The 15,655-nt window shown below is 67.7% G+C and carries 18 protein-coding genes; 9 read left to right on the top strand and 9 right to left on the bottom strand.

Annotation, left to right across the window (positions count from 1 at the left end; all coding sequences use genetic code 11):
* Positions 1-1,007: NYN domain-containing protein (locus QQK25_RS15300; protein ID WP_284188707.1), on the bottom strand; the 1,007-nt coding region annotated here is incomplete at its 3' end.
* Between the two features lie 108 nt (positions 1,008-1,115).
* On the opposite strand from QQK25_RS15300, the gene QQK25_RS15295 reads away from it, so the two are divergent.
* The 3 genes from QQK25_RS15295 (at position 1,116) to QQK25_RS15285 (ending at position 2,805) form a co-directional block, all read left to right on the top strand.
* Positions 1,116-1,505: a hypothetical protein gene (locus tag QQK25_RS15295; RefSeq protein ID WP_284188706.1), complete on the top strand. Its 390-nt coding sequence runs from the start codon at positions 1,116-1,118 to the stop codon at positions 1,503-1,505.
* 31 nt (positions 1,506-1,536) lie between these two features.
* Positions 1,537-2,148: a 2-hydroxychromene-2-carboxylate isomerase gene (locus QQK25_RS15290; protein WP_284188705.1), complete on the top strand. Its 612-nt coding sequence runs from the start codon at positions 1,537-1,539 to the stop codon at positions 2,146-2,148.
* Positions 2,149-2,283: 135 nt separating this feature from the next.
* Positions 2,284-2,805 (top strand): putative periplasmic lipoprotein, encoded by a 522-nt coding sequence (locus QQK25_RS15285; protein WP_284188704.1) that lies wholly within the window; start codon positions 2,284-2,286, stop codon positions 2,803-2,805.
* A 68-nt stretch (positions 2,806-2,873) separates the two neighbouring features.
* Here QQK25_RS15285 and QQK25_RS15280 read toward each other — a convergent pair whose 3' ends face one another.
* A complete protein-coding gene (locus QQK25_RS15280) occupies positions 2,874-3,524 on the bottom strand; it encodes a hypothetical protein (RefSeq protein ID WP_284188703.1) in 651 nt (216 codons plus the stop codon).
* Positions 3,525-3,594: 70 nt separating this feature from the next.
* Between QQK25_RS15280 and QQK25_RS15275 the strand changes: the two genes are divergently transcribed.
* The 3 genes from QQK25_RS15275 (at position 3,595) to purU (ending at position 7,150) form a co-directional block, all read left to right on the top strand.
* Entirely contained in the window at positions 3,595-5,505 is a 1,911-nt protein-coding gene (locus QQK25_RS15275) for an ATP-binding cassette domain-containing protein (RefSeq protein ID WP_284188702.1), read from the top strand.
* A gap of 105 nt (positions 5,506-5,610) precedes the next feature.
* Positions 5,611-6,219, top strand: coding sequence for a bifunctional phosphoserine phosphatase/homoserine phosphotransferase ThrH (gene thrH / locus QQK25_RS15270; RefSeq protein ID WP_153160570.1), 609 nt, complete (start codon positions 5,611-5,613; stop codon positions 6,217-6,219).
* Between the two features lie 55 nt (positions 6,220-6,274).
* Positions 6,275-7,150, top strand: coding sequence for a formyltetrahydrofolate deformylase (purU, locus tag QQK25_RS15265; protein WP_284188701.1), 876 nt, complete (start codon positions 6,275-6,277; stop codon positions 7,148-7,150).
* Positions 7,151-7,215: 65 nt separating this feature from the next.
* Here the strand turns inward: purU and QQK25_RS15260 are convergent, their stop codons facing one another.
* From QQK25_RS15260 to QQK25_RS15230, 7 genes are all read right to left on the bottom strand, one after another.
* Positions 7,216-8,232, bottom strand: coding sequence for a hypothetical protein (locus QQK25_RS15260; protein ID WP_284188700.1), 1,017 nt, complete (start codon positions 8,230-8,232; stop codon positions 7,216-7,218).
* An 8-nt stretch (positions 8,233-8,240) separates the two neighbouring features.
* Positions 8,241-8,573 carry a zinc ribbon domain-containing protein YjdM gene (locus QQK25_RS15255; protein ID WP_284188699.1) on the bottom strand — a complete coding sequence of 111 codons (333 nt, stop codon included), beginning with the start codon at positions 8,571-8,573 and terminating at the stop codon, positions 8,241-8,243.
* Complete coding sequence (gene trmA / locus QQK25_RS15250) at positions 8,570-9,679, bottom strand: tRNA (uridine(54)-C5)-methyltransferase TrmA (protein WP_284188698.1); 1,110 nt, start codon at positions 9,677-9,679, stop codon at positions 8,570-8,572. Before trmA ends, QQK25_RS15255 begins: the two co-directional genes overlap by 4 nt.
* A gap of 117 nt (positions 9,680-9,796) precedes the next feature.
* Complete coding sequence (locus tag QQK25_RS15245; RefSeq protein WP_284188697.1) at positions 9,797-10,273, bottom strand: hypothetical protein; 477 nt, start codon at positions 10,271-10,273, stop codon at positions 9,797-9,799.
* A 161-nt stretch (positions 10,274-10,434) separates the two neighbouring features.
* Positions 10,435-11,991: an ammonium transporter gene (gene amt, locus QQK25_RS15240; RefSeq protein ID WP_284188696.1), complete on the bottom strand. Its 1,557-nt coding sequence runs from the start codon at positions 11,989-11,991 to the stop codon at positions 10,435-10,437.
* 14 nt (positions 11,992-12,005) lie between these two features.
* Complete coding sequence (gene glnK / locus QQK25_RS15235) at positions 12,006-12,344, bottom strand: P-II family nitrogen regulator (protein WP_153160577.1); 339 nt, start codon at positions 12,342-12,344, stop codon at positions 12,006-12,008.
* A gap of 49 nt (positions 12,345-12,393) precedes the next feature.
* Entirely contained in the window at positions 12,394-13,143 is a 750-nt protein-coding gene (locus QQK25_RS15230; RefSeq protein WP_284188695.1) for a TorF family putative porin, read from the bottom strand.
* Positions 13,144-13,408: 265 nt separating this feature from the next.
* On the opposite strand from QQK25_RS15230, the gene QQK25_RS15225 reads away from it, so the two are divergent.
* From QQK25_RS15225 to QQK25_RS15215, 3 genes are all read left to right on the top strand, one after another.
* Positions 13,409-13,666, top strand: a complete 258-nt coding sequence (locus QQK25_RS15225; RefSeq protein WP_153160579.1) for an accessory factor UbiK family protein — start codon at positions 13,409-13,411, stop codon at positions 13,664-13,666.
* Between the two features lie 66 nt (positions 13,667-13,732).
* The gene (locus QQK25_RS15220; protein WP_284188694.1) at positions 13,733-14,308 is read left to right on the top strand and encodes a YceI family protein; all 576 of its coding nucleotides are present in this window, start codon (positions 13,733-13,735) and stop codon (positions 14,306-14,308) included.
* 60 nt (positions 14,309-14,368) lie between these two features.
* Positions 14,369-15,619, top strand: a complete 1,251-nt coding sequence (locus QQK25_RS15215) for a hypothetical protein (RefSeq protein WP_284188693.1) — start codon at positions 14,369-14,371, stop codon at positions 15,617-15,619.
* The last annotated feature ends 36 nt before the right edge of the window (positions 15,620-15,655 follow it).

Here is a 15,655-nt window from a genome sequence, read left to right as displayed (position 1 = left end):
GCCTCGACCACCGGCTCGGGCGCGGCAACGGCTTCGGCGGCCTTGGCCGGCTTGCGGCTGCTGGTGCGCTTGCGGCGGCTGTCGGGCTTGGCCGCGGGGGCTTCGGGCACGGCGGCCGGCTCGGCGATTTCCGTGTGGTGTGCGACGACTTCGGGCACCGGCAGGTCCACCGGCACTGGCTCGTGGCGCGCGGCGCTGCTGCGATACACGTAGGCGCCGGATTTCTCGTCGCGGCCGAACTCCAGCAGGCCGCGGGCCTGGGCCTCTTCGAGCAGGTTGCCGAAGGCCCGGAAGCCGTAGCGGGTCTCGCTGAAATCGGGCTTGCGGCGCTTGATGGCTTCCTTCAGCACCGACGCCCAGATCTTGCCGGTGTCGCCCCGCTCGGCCACCAGCGCGTCGAAGGTCTGCACGGCAATCTCGATGCCCTTGGTGCGGCGGGCCTCCACGTCCTCGCGGCGCGGACGGTCCTCGTCGCTACGGCGGGACGGCTGGGCTTCCCTGGGTTCGCGGCGGGCGGCGGCGCGCTGGGTTTCGCGCACCAGGTCGTCGTAGAAGATGAACTCGTCGCAGTTGGCGATGAGCAGGTCGGAGGTGGATTGCTTGACGCCCACGCCGATCACCTGCTTGGCGTTCTCGCGCAGCTTGGACACCAGCGGCGAGAAATCGGAATCGCCCGAGATGATGACGAAGGTATTGACGTGGCTCTTGGTGTAGCAGAGGTCCAGCGCGTCCACCACCAGCCGGATGTCGGCGGAGTTCTTGCCGGACTGGCGCACGTGGGGAATCTCGATCAGCTCGAAGTTGGCCTCGTGCATGGTGGCCTTGAAGCCCTTGTAGCGATCCCAGTCGCAGTAGGCCTTCTTGACGACGATGCTGCCCTTGAGCAGCAGGCGCTCGAGCACCAGCTTGATGTCGAACTTTTCGTACTTGGCGTCGCGCACGCCGAGGGCCACGTTCTCAAAATCGCAGAACAGGGCCATGCTGGTGGATTCGGGCGAAGTGGCCATGGGCGTCTCCTGTCGTGAATGGCTGGCAGCTTACTCGCAATGGCTCACCCGTGTTAGGTTTCGCAAGCCCCCGACCCCGTCTCCCACCCCGCTTCGCAAGGCCCCCGCATGAACCGCCCCCTTCCACCGGCCGACGCCCGCGGCACCCGCGTCGCCCTGATCTTCGCCCTCGTCGCCGAACGCCTGTCCCTGTGGTACGAGCACGGCCAATGGCCCACCGAAGCCCAGGGCGCCACCCTGTGCGCCGACTGGCTTGGCCGCACCAAACGCAGCCTGCCGCTCACCGACCGGCGTCACCTTTCAGACCTGAGCGACCAGCTGGCCCGCCAGATCGCCGGCAGCCTGTCCCGCGAGGCCGGGCTGTACACCGTGCACGAGATGATGGAATCCCTCGACCCGAACCACGAATCCGAACTCGGCCAGACCCTGATGGCCGAATGCGAACGCATGCTGGATGCCTCGCCCCCGCCGGGCGCCGACACCCCGCCCGGGTGCTAGACTCGGGTCATCCCCACCGCGGAGCCACGCCATGAGCGCCAAAACCCTGGATTTCTGGTTCGAGTTCGCCAGCTCGTATTCCTACCTGTCGGTGATGCGCATCGAGCCCCTGGCCCGCGACGCCGGCGTGACGATCAACTGGCGGCCCTTCCTGCTCGGGCCGGTGTTCCTGTCGCTGGGCTGGAACGACTCGCCCTTCAACATCTACCCGCCCAAGGGCCGCTACATGTGGCGTGACCTGGCCCGGCTGGCGGCGCGCTATCAACTGCCGCTCACCATGCCTTCGCGCTTTCCGCGCAACGGCCTGCTGGCCGCGCGGGTGGCGATCCTCGGCGCCGCCGAGCCGTGGATCGGCGAGTTCTCGCGGGCGGTGATGAGCGCCAACTTCGCCGACGACCAGGACATCGCCGATCCGGCGGTGATCCACGCCATCCTCACCCGCCTCGGCCTGCCCGCCGACACCCTGCTGGCCGACGCCACCAGCGACGCCAACAAGCTCGCCCTGCGCCGCCAGACCGAGAAGGCCGGCGAGCTGGGCCTGTTCGGCGCGCCCAGCTTCATCACCCCGGACGGCGAGATGTTCTGGGGCAACGACCGCCTCGAAGACGCCCTGGCCTGGGTAGTGGACGGCCCGGCGATCTGAGCGCCTGCGGGCGCCGCCTATTACTTTCGCTCAATTTTCCCGATCTGGCCCAGCCGCTAGAATGGCGCGCCGGCGCATCACCCATGCCCAAACGGCGTGCTGGCGCGTTGAATCCATAACAAATCGGAATAGCCCATGAAGAAAGTGCTGATCGCGGCCGCGGCGCTCACCCTGAACGCCTGCGCCACCATCATCGGGTCGCCCACGCAGACCATTCCCATCACCAGCACCCCGAGCGAAGCGAAGATCCTCGTCTCCGACGAGACCGGCGCCCATGTGTTCGCCGGCCAGACACCCACCTCGGTGACGCTCAACAAGAGCAACGGGCGCTACCTCGGCAAGAAGGAGTTCAATGTCACCCTGTCGAAGGATGGCTACGTCACCCAGAACATCCCCATCACGTCCGCCCCCAACGGCTGGTACATCGGCGGCAACCTGCTGTTCGGCGGCCTGATCGGCTGGCTGATCGTCGATCCGCTCAACGGCGGGATGTACACGCTGTCGCCCGACACGCTGGACACCAGCCTGCCGGCCAACCCCGCCACGGCTCCGGCCCCCGGCGCCCACAACAACACCGCCACCGACGGCAGCATCAGCGTGATGCTGCTGCCGGACGTCCCTGTGGCGCTGCGCGACAAGCTCGTCCGGCTCGATTGAGTCCGCAACGCGGCTAACGACAAAAGGGGGCGATGAGGCCCCCGTTTTCTTTTCCGGACCGTCAGCGCCTACTTGGGCTGCTGCTCGGCCGCCTTCTTCGCCTTCTCGGCCTTCTTCTCGGCGTTCTTCGCCGCCCGCTCTTCGTAGTCGGCCTTGTCGCCGCGGGCCTGTTCGGCGCGGCGGGCGGCGGCTTCGGCCTCGTCGGCGCGGCGCTTGGCCTCGGCGGCCTCGTGGCGGTTGCGCTCCTCGGCCTCGCGCATCCCGCGGGATTTGGCTTCCTGCTCGTTGCGGATGCGCTCGGCGTCCTTTTCGGACAGGTGACGCAGGCGCTCCTCGGTCTCGGCGCGGTTGCGGGCTTCGGTTTCGGCGCGCTCGACGGCCTTCTGGGGCGCGGTGGCGGCCTCTTCGGTCTTGCGTTCGGTGTAGCGGCGGTTCTTGTCGGCCAGCTCGATGCGGCCGGCTTCCAGGTCCATCTGGCGGGCGCGGCGGATCTCCAGCACGCGGCGCTCCTTGGCCTGATCGAGGCAGCGATTGACCAGGAAGCGCTTGTAGCAATCGATCTCCTCGTCGCTGAAGCGCGCCTCGGCGGCATCGCGGATCGTGCCCGCCTCGGTGCGCAGCGCGGCGGCACGGGCCATGTCGGGGGCCGGCTCGTCGGCGGCGAGGGCCGGACCGGCTAGAAAGAGGGCGCAAAGGGCGGCAGAAACGGGCAGGCGCATGGTGCAGCGGGGCGATGGACAACGGAACCGCCTACAATACCGGATTTGCTGCTTTGTTTCCTGCGCTCCCGTGATCCAGTTTCGTAACCTGCGCCTCGCCCGCGGCGTGAAGACCCTCATCGAAGGCGCCAGCCTGCAGATCCACCCCGGCTGGAAGGTCGGCCTCACCGGCGCCAACGGCTGCGGCAAGTCGAGCCTGTTCGCGCTCCTGCGCGGCGACCTGCACCAGGATTCGGGCGATCTCGAGATCCCCGCCGCGTGGACCATCGCCCACGTGGCCCAGGAAACCCCGGCCCTCGCCCGCCCCGCCATCGACTACGTGCTCGACGGCGACGCCGAGCTGCGCCGGATCGAAGCCGCCCTCGAGGCCGCCGAGGCCGCCCACGACGGCGAGGAGATCGGCCACCTCCACGGCCGCCTGCAGGAGATCGGCGGTTACGCCGCCCGCGCCCGCGCCGCCGCGCTGCTCGACGGCCTGGGTTTTTCCGGCCCCGACATGGAGCGCCCGGTGGCGGATTTCTCGGGCGGCTGGCGGATGCGCCTCAACCTCGCCCAGGCGCTGATGTGCCGCTCCGACCTGCTGCTGCTCGACGAGCCCACCAACCACCTGGATCTCGACGCGGTGATCTGGCTCGAGCAGTGGCTGGGCGACTACCGCGGCACGCTGGTGCTGATCTCCCACGACCGGGATTTCCTCGACGCGGTGGTCAACCAGATCGCCCACATCGAATTCCAGCGCCTCACGCTCTACACCGGCGGCTATTCCGACTTCGAACGCCAGCGGGCCGAGAAGTTGTCTCAGCAACAAGCTTTGTTTGAAAAGCAACAGCGCGAGCGCGCCCACCTGCAGAAGTACGTGGATCGCTTCCGCGCCCAGGCCACCAAGGCCCGCCAGGCCCAGAGCCGCATCAAGGCCCTGGAGCGGATGGAGACCATCGCCGCGGCCCACATCGACACGCCGTTCAGCTTCAGCTTCCGCGAGTGCGGCGCCGCACCCGATCCGCTCCTGCAGATCGAAGACGCCGCCGTCGGCTACGCCGACAAGCCGATCCTGACGGGCATGAAGCTCACCATCCGCCCGGGCGAGCGCATCGGCCTCTTGGGCCGCAACGGCGCCGGCAAGTCGACGCTGATCAAGCTGCTGTCGGGCGGCCTCAAGCCTACCGCTGGCGAGCGCCGCGAAGGCAAGGGGCTGGCGCTTGGTTACTTCGCCCAGCACGCACTGGAGAGCCTGCGCCCGGAGGAATCGCCGCTCCAGCACATGCTGCGCCTCGACCCGCAGACCCGCGAGCAGGAACTCCGCGACTACATCGGCGGTTTCGACTTCCGGGGCGACATGGCGACGACGCCCTGCGGCCCGTTCTCGGGCGGCGAGAAATCCCGCCTCGCCCTGGCCCTGCTCATCTGGGGCAAGCCCAACCTGCTGCTGCTCGACGAACCCACCAACCACCTCGACCTGGAGATGCGCCACGCCCTCACCCTGGCGCTGCAGGATTACGAAGGCGGGATGGTCATCGTCTCCCACGACCGGGCGCTGCTGCGCGCCACCTGCGACCGCTTCCTGCTGGTGGACGACGGCCGCCTGCAGCCCTTCGACGGCGACCTGGACGACTACAAGGCCTGGCTCGCCCAGAAGCGCAGCGCCGACGCCGCCGCCGCCCAGTGCCCCGACAAGGCCGCCGACAAGGCCAGCCGCAAGGCCGAACGCGAAGCCGCCGCCGCCGACCGTCAGGCCCGCCTTGCCGCCCGCCGCCCGCTGCTGAAGGAGCTCGAACAGCTCGACAAGAAGCTCACCCCCTGGAACGCCGAGAAGGCGAAGCTCGACGAGCGCCTCGCCGACCCGGCCCTCTACACCGGCCCCGACGCCGGCGAGGTGCCCAAACTCCTCAAGCGCCAGGCCGAGCTCACCGAGAAGATCGACGAAGCCGAACTGCGCTGGCTCGAACTCCACGAGGCGCTCGAAGCCATCCCCGCCGACTGAACCCTGCGTCACCAATCGCGACGGATTCGGCATAAGCCGTGCCGGTCTGTTTGCTAGAATCGCCCTTTCGCCAAAATCAACCGTCGTAATCTGGAGCTACCCGCCGTGCAACTCGTCTGTCTCGACCTCGAAGGTGTCCTCGTCCCTGAAATCTGGATCGAATTCGCGGAGCGCACCGGCATCCCCGAACTGCGTCGCACCACCCGCGACGAGCCCGACTACGACAAGCTGATGAAGTACCGCCTGGACCTGCTCAAGCAGCACAAGCTGGGCCTGCCCGACATCCAGAAGGTCATCTCCGAGATGGGCCCCGAACCCGGCGCCAAGGATTTCCTCGACGCGCTGCGCCAGGATTTCCAGGTCATCATCCTGTCCGACACCTTCTACGAATTCGCGATGCCGCTGATGCAGCAGCTGGGCATGCCCACGCTGTTCTGCCACAAGCTCGAAGCCGACGCCGAGGGCTATCTGGTGAACTACCACCTGCGCATGGCCAACCAGAAGAAGGAAGCCGTCCAGCGCTTCAAGGAAATCAACTTCAAGGTCATCGCCGCGGGTGATTCGTACAACGACACCGCGATGCTCAAGGAAGCCAACGCCGGCATCCTGTTCCGCGCGCCGGATAACGTCATCGCCGAGTTCCCGCAGTTCCCCGTCGAGCGCGAATACAGCGGCCTGATGGCCCAGATCCGCGCCGCCTCCGCCCGCATCTGATCCACCCACAGCACCCGGCCGCGGCCCTGCGCCGCCGGCCGGTGCCGGACCCACCATGCACCGCGAACGCTTCTTCACGCTCTCCGCCTCCTGCCCCGACCGCACCGGCATCGTCGCCAAGGTCTCCGGCTTCATCGCCGAGCACAAGGGCTGGATCCTCGAAACCGCCCTCCACGCCGAGCCGGCCGTCGACGCCGACAACCGCGGGCGCTACTTCATGCGCATCGAGATCCGCGCCGACTCGCTGCCCTTCATGCTCTCCGAGTTCCGCGAGCGTTTCCGCCCGATCGCCGAAGAGCTGAACATGGACTGGAAGATCACCGACTCGGCGGTCAAGAAGCGCGTCGTGATCCTCGTGTCCAAGCAGGAACACTGCCTCTACGACCTGCTGGCCCGCTGGCAGTCGAAGGAGCTCGACATCGAGATCCCCTGCGTGATCTCCAACCACGAGACCTTCCGCGGTTTTGTGGAATGGCACGGCATCCCCTTCCACCACGTGCCCGTCACCCCCGACAACAAGGCCCAGGCCTACGCCGAGGTGCAGCGCCTGTTCGAGGAATCCCGCGGCGACACCATGGTGCTGGCGCGCTACATGCAGATCCTGTCGCCGGAGCTGTGCGCCGCCCACCCGGGCAAGATCCTCAACATCCACCACAGCTTCCTCCCGAGCTTCGTCGGCGCCAAGCCCTACCACCAGGCCTACACCAAGGGCGTCAAGCTGATCGGCGCCACCTGCCACTACGTCACCGCCGACCTTGACCAGGGGCCGATCGTCGAGCAGGACGTGATCCGCATCGACCACTCCGATTCGGTCGAGGACATGGTCCGCTACGGCAAGGATATCGAGAAGGCCGTGCTGGCCCGCGGCCTGCGCTATCACCTCGAAGACCGGGTGCTGATCCACGGCAACAAGACCGTCGTGTTCCGCTGACGGCGGATTCGCCACCAGCCCACGAGCCGGCCCGCGAGGCCGGCTTTTCATTGCCCGTCGCCGGCCTACAGCAGGCGCATGCCGACATCCCAGTCGATCCGCCGCGCAGCCACGCTGGCGCGAGGCACGCACGCCCCGAAGGCCACCCGGCGCGACGTGCCGGGCGTGGCGGTGGAAAAGGCCAGCAGCGGCACCGTGCGGGCGCCGGGGTGTTCGGGCGGGACGACGACGTTCATCGCGTCCAGGTGCAGGCACAGGTTCTCGGCGTGGATCACCGTGGCGGCATCGGTGAGGGTGGCGACGACCGTGTCGATGGTCGCCTCCAGGCCGCTGCCGGCCGCCTCGAGGGCGTGCAGCTCGGCCGCGTTGGCAGCGAGTCGGGCGCGCAGATCCGCCAGATCGCGCCCCTGCCACGAACCGCACTCGAGCGCATCGAGCCCGGCGCGGCTCTGCTCGACGAGCGCCACCCGCGCACGCAGCAGGCGCTGGGCGAAGGCCAGCCGCTCGCCCTGCTGCTGGCGCGCCGCAACCCTGCGCAGCGCGGCGAGGACCAGCCCTTCGAGCACGATGTCGGCCACCCGCCGGCGCAGCGCCGCCTCGCTGGCGGAAAAGCCGAACAGCCGGAAGTGATTGAAGCTGACCGTCTGCCGGGCGACGTCCTGACGCAGGAACTCGCCCTCGAGGGCCGGGCCGAGGACGGTGTGCTCGCTGCGCGTGGCGGCGAGCACACAGAACACCTGTTCCAGGCCTTCGGCGGCGGGCGAGGCGAGGAAGTCCCGCAGATCAGGGCTGGTGGAGAGGGTGTCGGCCACCTCGGCGGGACGCACGAAGAATGCGCGCAGCACCGGACTGGCGGCCCAGCTTTCCGGCTGGGTGTCGACGCACGGGACAAGCCCCGCGGCAACACCATCGGCGTAATCGAGGGCCACGCCGACGACCGGGCAGAGCCGCGCCCGGGCGTCCGCCAGTAGATGCAGGCGGGGATCGATGGCGTCGATCAGCTGTTCGAGGGCCTCGTCGCGCCGGGCTTCGCCGGCACATTCGCCGTGCCGCGTGCCGAACAGCCAGTCGAGCAGCCCCATGGCGCCGCTCAGGCCTTCTTCACGAACTCCGACTTGAGCTGCATGGCGCCGAAACCGTCGATCTTGCAGTCGATGTCGTGGTCGCCATCCACCAGGCGGATGTTCTTGACCTTGGTGCCAACCTTGACGACCGACGACGAGCCCTTGACCTTCAGATCCTTGATCACGGTCACGCTGTCGCCGTCCTGCAGCACGTTGCCATTGGCGTCGCGCACCACCTTGGCCTCTTCGACCGGCGCGGCCTTGGGCCATTCGTGGGCGCATTCGGGGCAGACGAAGTTGTCGCCGTCTTCATAGGTGAATTCGGACGAACACTGGGGGCACTTGGGCAGGCTGCTCATGCGGGTGCCTTGGCGGCGGCGCGGCGCTTCAGCAGCAGGCCGCACTCGAGGTGATGGGTGTAGGGAAACTGGTCGAAGGCCGCGGCGGCGGCGATCTCGTGGGTGTCGTGGAGCGCCGCGACGTTTTCCTGCAAGGTATTGGGATTGCAGGAGATGTACAGGATGTGGTCGAAACCCCGGGCCAGGGCGACGGTGCCGGCGTCGAGGCCGCTGCGGGGCGGATCGACGAACAGGGTCGAGAAGCGGTAGGCGGCCAGATCGACGCCCTGCATGCGGCGGTATTCGCGGCCACCGGCCAGCGCGTCGCTGATCTCCTGGCTGGCCATGCGCACCATGGTCACGTTGGCCACACCGTTGGCTTCGAGGTTGAACTGGGCGGCCTGCACCGAGGGCTTGCTCATCTCGGTGGCCAGCACGCGGCCGAACAGCGGCGCCAGGGCGATGGTGAAGTTGCCGTTGCCGCAGTACAGCTCCAGCAGGTCGCCACCGATGCCGGCCGCCTGGGCGCGGGCCCAGCCGAGCATCTGGCGGTTAACGCCGCCGTTGGGCTGGGTGAAGCTGCCTTCGATCTGCTTGTATTTGAGCTGGCGACCATCGAGCTCGAACTCCTCCAGCAGCCAGTCGCGGCCGATGACGATCTTCTGCTTGCGGCTGCGCCCGATGAGCTGCACGCCCATGTCGGCGGCCAGGGCTTCGGCAGCGGCCTGCCAGGCGTCGTCCAGCGGGCGGTGATAGACCAGGCTGATCATCAGCTCGCCGGACAGCGTGGCGAGAAACTCCACCTGGAAGATCTTGCGCTTGAGGGGCTCGCTGGCCATCAGCCGGTCGCGCAGCACCGGCATCGCAGCGGCGATGGGGCCGGCAGCGGGCGCAAAGGCGTCGAGCACGATGGCCTGCTTGGGGTCGGCCGGGTCGAACATGGCGTAGTCGACCCGCGGGCCCTCGTGCCACATGCGGAACTCGGCGCGCAGGCGATAGGCCTCCCGCGCGGATTCGAAGACCGCCGGCTCGGGCAGCCCGAAGGCGGCGAAATCAGCCTTGTAGCGCGCCACCTTGTCGGCAAGCTGGGCGGGGTAGTCGGCGGGGTTGAAACTGGGCAGGGGCATGTCACGCACGGAACGGCCGACGGGGCCGGTCCGATCACAAATAAGGGTGGGGGCGAGGGGCGGAATATACGCCTGTCGACGGGACAAGGGAAAACGCCGCCCCCGGCCAGGCCCGCGTCACACCAGCCGGACCTGCCAGCGATACCAGCGGGCGGACAGCCGCTCGGCCAGGGCGCCGGCCATCGCGTCGAGCTGGGCGTCGAAGCTGCCGTCCTTGCCGCCGGCCAGGAAGGCGATCTTGTTGCTCCAGCTCACCGCCACGCCCGGGCAGAGCTTGCCATCCACATCCACCGCCTCGTATTCGAAGGCGACCCGGCCCCACTGCTCCATGTTGAAAATGCGCGCCATCTCGCCGCTCTGCACGGCAATCACATAGGTTTCGACGTAGGCGGCAAAATCCTGCTCGTCGGCGTATTCGCGCACTTCCGCTTCGGGCGGGCGTTCGACGGCGTTGCAGGGGCCGAGGGCGATGACGAGGCAGGCATCCTTGTAGAGCGCCTGCATGCGCTGCATGAGATTTTCGCTGGGGCCGTTCTCGGCCAGCGCCTTGAGCAGGGCGTCCTGCTCGATCTTGAACTGTTCGTACTTGTCCATGCGTGTTCGGGTGCGCCGGGGTCCGGGATGGCCCGCGTCCGCGCCCGTCGATAAGAAAACCGGCGGAGACTAGCAGGTTGTCGCCCATCCTGCAGGCCTGCCCCGAAAACAGGACGGGCGCCCGAAGGCGCCCGCTCTGCTTGCTACCGGAGGAAAGCCGCTTACATGTGGTACGCGGTTTCGCCGTGGGAGGTGATGTCGAGGCCTTCGCGCTCTTCGTCTTCCGGCACCCGCAGACCGATGAACATATCCACCAGCTTGTAGGCGATGAAGGCGACGACGGCAGACCACACGATGGTGATGCCGACGGCGGTCGCCTGGATGATGACCTGGTCGGCGATCGAGTAGCCGTCAGCCACCTTGTTGCCGACGTAGTCCCAGATGCCAGCGCCGCCGAGGGACGGGGACGCAAACACGCCGGTCAGGATCGCACCGAGGATGCCGCCGACGCCATGCACGCCGAACACGTCGAGGGAGTCATCGGCACCGAGCATGCGCTTCAGGCCATTCACACCCCACAGGCAGACCACACCAGCCAGCAGGCCGATCACGACCGCACCCACCACGCCGACGAAGCCGGCAGCCGGGGTGATCGCCACCAGACCGGCAACGGCACCGGACGCAGCGCCCAGGCCGCTCGGCTTGCCCTTGATGATCCATTCAGCCATCAGCCAGGCGAAGGCCGCGGCAGCGGTGGCCACCCAGGTATTCACGAAGGCCAGGGCGGCAACGCCGTTGGCTTCCAGGGCGGAACCGGCGTTGAAGCCGAACCAGCCCACCCACAGCAGCGAGGCGCCGACGATGGTCAGGGTCAGGCTGTGCGGGGCGAAGGATTCGCGACCGAAGCCGATGCGCTTGCCAACCATGAAGGCACCCACCAGGCCGGCCACGGCGGCGTTGATGTGCACCACGGTGCCGCCGGCGAAGTCGAGGGCGCCCTTCTGGAACAGGAAGCCAGCCGTCGCAGTGGCGGCATCGGCCGCTTCAGCGGAGGTGTAGGCATCCGGGCCAGCCCAGTACCAGACCATGTGCGCGACCGGCAGGTAGGAGAAGGTGAACCACAGCACCGAGAACAGCAGCACCGCCGAGAACTTGATGCGCTCGGCGAAGGCGCCGAGGATCAGGCCGACGGTGATCGCCGCGAAGGCGCCCTGGAAGGCCACGTAGATGAGTTCCGAGACGACCACGCCCTTGGTGAAGGTGGCGGCGACGGAATCCGGCGTGATGCCCTTCAGGAAGACCTTGTCGAGGCTGCCGAAGAAGGCGCTGCCTTCGGTGAAGGCGATGGAGTAGCCGTAGAGGACCCACAGCACGCTGATCAGCGAGAACACCGCGAACACCTGCAGGAGCACCGACAGCATGTTCTTGGCACGCACCAGGCCACCGTAGAACAGGGCCAGGCCGGGGACGGACATCAGGATCACGAAGGCGGTCGAGACGAACAGCCAGGCGTTGTCACCCTTGTTGGGGACGGGCGCCGGCGCCGCTTCGGCCGGAGCAGCTTCGGCCGCCTTGGCCTCGGCAGCGGGGGCCGCCGCTTCGGCGGCCTTGGCGGCAACCGGGGCTTCGGCGGGCTTGGCGTCGGCGGCGGGCGCAGGCGCGGTCACTGCAGGCGCGGCCGCAGCGGCGGCCGGAGCCTCCGCCTTGTCCTGGGCCAGCGCAGAACCCGCAAAGCTGACCGCCACCGAGGCGATCAGGGCTGCGAACAGTTTTTTCATGATGGCACGCTCCCTTACAGCGCGTCGGCACCGGACTCGCCGGTACGGATGCGGATGGCTTGTTCCAGGTCGAAGACGAAGATCTTGCCGTCACCGATCTTGCCGGTGCTGGCCGCCTTTTCGATGGCTTCGATGACCTGATCGAGGATGTCGGTGTTCACGGCCGCTTCGATCTTCACCTTGGGCAGGAAATCGACAACGTATTCCGCACCACGATACAGCTCGGTGTGGCCCTTCTGACGGCCGAAGCCCTTGACCTCGGTCACCGTGATGCCTTGCACGCCGATGGCGGACAGGGCCTCGCGGACTTCGTCGAGCTTGAAGGGCTTGATGATGGCGGTAACGAGTTTCATTTTGGGGTCCTCTGCCGGGCGGCCGCGAGGGCCGCCTGGCGGTTGGAAATTAGAAGGTGCGGGTCAGGGAGAACAGCACGCGGCCCTTGCCCAGATCCTTGCCGTAGCCGTTGGTGTACCAGGCTTCGCTGGCGTTGGTGGTGATGTAGCTGAGGCCCACCACGGTGCCGCTGAAGTCCTTGGTCACGCCGACCTTGTAGTCGGTGTAGCTGGCGCCGTTGGCGCTGGAGCCGTTGACCTTCTGGCGACCGACGTGGCCGATCAGGTTGACGGTCGGGATCAGCTCATAGGTGGCGGTCAGGTCGAGGTAGCCGGAGTTCTTCGAACCCACCCAGCCGAACAGGTCGGAGAAGGAGTGGGAGTACTTCAGGGTCAGGAAGGTCCAGGTGCCGGCGACGTAGCCTTCCAGGGTGTTCGGGTTGTTGCCGTAGCCGGTGCCCGGGTAGAAGTACTGCAGCAGGCCCACGTCGTAGCCAAAGTCGCCGACGGTGTTCTTGTAGCCGCCGTAGAAGTCCCACTCGAGGCTGTTGCTGGTGGTGCTGTTGGCGTCAGACAGCCAGGACACGTTGGAACCCCAGGTGCCGGCATAGAGGCCGCTGGCGTGGGCGTAATCGACACCGCCCTGGAGGGCCGGCTTGCGGTTGGTCTGGCCGATACCGCGGTAGAGGTATTCGGAAACCACGCCGACGTTGCTGGTGAAGGTGTGCTCGGGGGCCGGGGCGGCATCCGCGGCGCTCACCAGGGTGGGCAGGGCGACGCCGGCGGCGATCAGGGCGGAAGCGATGACGGACTTGCGCATGATGAGAATCTCCAGGTGGTCAAAGTTGGTGAGCACACATAAGCAACCGGTGTGCCAGATTGCAAAACCTTTTAAAAAATATGGACATAGCACTGACGAGCGCGTTTTGCTGCGGCGCATGAAATCCCGCCGACGCACCAGTTTGGAATCATGCACCAATAAAGGGCGCTCTTTTGGTGCGCCCCGGCCTCGGCGCAGCCACCTCGGGACGGTGCTAAACTCAAAACCATCCCGACGATCTCAATTGCCAGTGAGGAACGCAGTCATGACCAACCCGAAAATCCTCGACGAAATCGGTGCCAAAGTCTCCGAACTCCTCGCCAACAGCCCCGCCAAGGACATCGAGAAGAACGCCCGCGCCCTGCTCGCCAGCGGTTTTTCCAAGCTTGATCTGGTGACCCGCGAGGAATTCGAAGTGCAGCGCGAAGTGCTCACCCGTACCCGCGAGAAGCTCGCCGACCTGGAGCACCGCGTCGCCCGCCTCGAAGCCGAGCTGGCCAGCCGCCCGCCCGCGCAGGACTGACCCGCCGTCGCTGCAAAACCGAGGGCGCCACGGCGCCCTCTTCTTCGTCCGCCCCACGGAGTCGCCATGAACAAAGCCCTCACCGCCCCCCTGCTGCTCGCCCTTGCCGCCGTCTCCGCACCCGCCCTGGCCGCCCCGGCCGGCTACACCGTCGACCCGAACCACACCTTCCCGGTGTTCGAGGTGGATCACCTGGGCTTCTCCACCCAGCGCGGCCGTTTCAACAAGACAAGCGGCCGGATCACCCTCGACACCGCCGCCCGCCAGGGCACCGTGGACGTGACCATCGACGCCACCTCGATCGACATGGGCTTCGCCAAGTGGAACGACAACATGCGCGGCGAGAACTACTTCAACACCGACGTCCACCCGACCATCACCTTCAAGGCCGACCGGCTGGTGTTCGACGGCGAGCGCCCGGTCTCCGCCGAAGGCAGCCTGACGATGCTCGGCGTCACCCGGCCCGTCACCCTCACCATCAACCGCTTCCGCTGCGCCCCGCACCCCCTCAACAAGCGCGAGACCTGCGGCGCCGACGTGGTGGCCACCCTCAAGCGCTCCGAGTTCGGGATGACCAAGTACATCCCGTCGGTGGGCGACGACGTGCGCCTGCTGATCGCCGTCGAAGCCTTCCGCGAATAACGCGAAGCGCTGTCACACGCCGCTGCTACCCTGCCCGCCCCACCACCGCTCCCCGACGCCATGCTTCCCCGCATCCGCCCCGGCCTCCTGATCCTCGCTGCCGCGCTGGGCCTCTCCGGCTGCGCCAGCGTCGGCCCCACCGCCCTTGACGACACCCGGCTGCAGTACAACGAGGTGGTCAAGCGCACCACCGAGCAGCAGCTCCTGCTCAACATCGTGCGCCTGCGCTACACCGACACGCCCAGCAGCCTCGGCGTGTCGGGCATCGCCGCGCAGTTCGAGCGCAGCCAGAGCGTCGGCCTGCTGCCCTTCTTCACCGCAGTGGGGGGCGACGCCAGCCGGGGCAGCTTCACCGCGGTGCTGCCCCAGGCCCAGATCATGGGCGCCGACCGCCCGACCTTCAGCCTCACCCCGCTGGACGACCAGGAATTCACCCGCAAGCTGTTCACTCCGCTGCCTCTCGACGGGGTGATCTACCTCGCCAAGACCACCTGGCCCATCTCCAAGGTCTTCCGGCTCTACCTCGAAAACCTCAACTGGGTGCCCAACGCCCAGACCGCCAGCGGCCCCACCCCGCGGGAGGCGCCGCCGGTGAGCGACTTCCTGCGCGGCGTGGCCGCCCTGCAGACCCTCCAGGACCGGGGCGCCATCGTCTTCGGCCTTGCCGAGCAGATCGAGCAGGTGGGCGGCACCCTGCCCGCCGGCGCGGTGTCGGCCGCCGACCTCATCGAAGCCAGCAAGAACGGCCTTGAGTACCGCCCGGCCAACGGCGGACGTGGCTGGCAGCTCGTCCGCCGCACCAGCGTGCCCGTGCTGCGCCTGGACCCCGACGCGCTCAGTTCGCCCGAGATGCGCGCCTTCGAAGAAGCCTTCCACCTGCGCCCGGGCATCACCGAGCTGCGCATCACCCAGGAAGCCCTCACCCCCTTCCGCTCCGCCCTGCCGAAGGACGGCGTCGCCAGCCTCGACCTGGAAACCCGCTCGCTGCTGCAGGCGCTGTACTACGTGAGCCACGGCGTGGACGTGCCCGCCGAGCACCGGGCCCGCGGCCTCGCCACCATCACCCGCGACGCCACCGGCCGCGAATACGACTGGAACGAGGTGATGCGCGACCTCTTCCACGTGCGCACCAGCCCCGAGCGCCCCACCCGCGCCCACGTCGCCGTGCAGTACAAGGGCCAGTGGTTCTACGTGGAAGAATCCGACCAGGACACCAAATCCACCTTCTCGCTGCTGGTCGAGCTATCCCGCCTCGAACTCGCCGGCAAGACCGGCCCCGGCCCCCAGCTCACCCTGCCGATCGGGCGCTGAGGCCCCACCTGTAGAAATCCACAGCCCCAGGCGATA

This window comes from Zoogloea oryzae (assembly GCF_030161255.1).
GTDB classification, from domain to species: Bacteria; Pseudomonadota; Gammaproteobacteria; order Burkholderiales; family Rhodocyclaceae; genus Zoogloea; species Zoogloea oryzae.
The sequence above is the reverse complement of the archived record's forward strand: the minus strand, read 5'-3'. Positions and strand labels throughout refer to the sequence as shown.

Bases quoted from the DNA above. Each gene is read 5' to 3' on its own strand.
- QQK25_RS15285 (WP_284188704.1), top strand. From the start codon at position 2,284: ATGAAGAAAGTGCTGATCGCGGCCGCGGCGCTCACCCTGAACGCCTGC.
- QQK25_RS15220 (WP_284188694.1), top strand. From the start codon at position 13,733: ATGAACAAAGCCCTCACCGCCCCCCTGCTGCTCGCCCTTGCCGCCGTC.
- QQK25_RS15215 (WP_284188693.1), top strand. From the start codon at position 14,369: ATGCTTCCCCGCATCCGCCCCGGCCTCCTGATCCTCGCTGCCGCGCTG.
- trmA (WP_284188698.1), bottom strand. From the start codon at position 9,679: ATGCCCCTGCCCAGTTTCAACCCCGCCGACTACCCCGCCCAGCTTGCC.
- QQK25_RS15290 (WP_284188705.1), top strand. From the start codon at position 1,537: ATGAGCGCCAAAACCCTGGATTTCTGGTTCGAGTTCGCCAGCTCGTAT.
- QQK25_RS15225 (WP_153160579.1), top strand. From the start codon at position 13,409: ATGACCAACCCGAAAATCCTCGACGAAATCGGTGCCAAAGTCTCCGAA.
- QQK25_RS15280 (WP_284188703.1), bottom strand. From the start codon at position 3,524: ATGCGCCTGCCCGTTTCTGCCGCCCTTTGCGCCCTCTTTCTAGCCGGT.
- QQK25_RS15295 (WP_284188706.1), top strand. From the start codon at position 1,116: ATGAACCGCCCCCTTCCACCGGCCGACGCCCGCGGCACCCGCGTCGCC.
- QQK25_RS15255 (WP_284188699.1), bottom strand. From the start codon at position 8,573: ATGAGCAGCCTGCCCAAGTGCCCCCAGTGTTCGTCCGAATTCACCTAT.
- QQK25_RS15260 (WP_284188700.1), bottom strand. From the start codon at position 8,232: ATGGGGCTGCTCGACTGGCTGTTCGGCACGCGGCACGGCGAATGTGCC.
- purU (WP_284188701.1), top strand. From the start codon at position 6,275: ATGCACCGCGAACGCTTCTTCACGCTCTCCGCCTCCTGCCCCGACCGC.
- amt (WP_284188696.1), bottom strand. From the start codon at position 11,991: ATGAAAAAACTGTTCGCAGCCCTGATCGCCTCGGTGGCGGTCAGCTTT.
- QQK25_RS15245 (WP_284188697.1), bottom strand. From the start codon at position 10,273: ATGGACAAGTACGAACAGTTCAAGATCGAGCAGGACGCCCTGCTCAAG.
- glnK (WP_153160577.1), bottom strand. From the start codon at position 12,344: ATGAAACTCGTTACCGCCATCATCAAGCCCTTCAAGCTCGACGAAGTC.
- QQK25_RS15230 (WP_284188695.1), bottom strand. From the start codon at position 13,143: ATGCGCAAGTCCGTCATCGCTTCCGCCCTGATCGCCGCCGGCGTCGCC.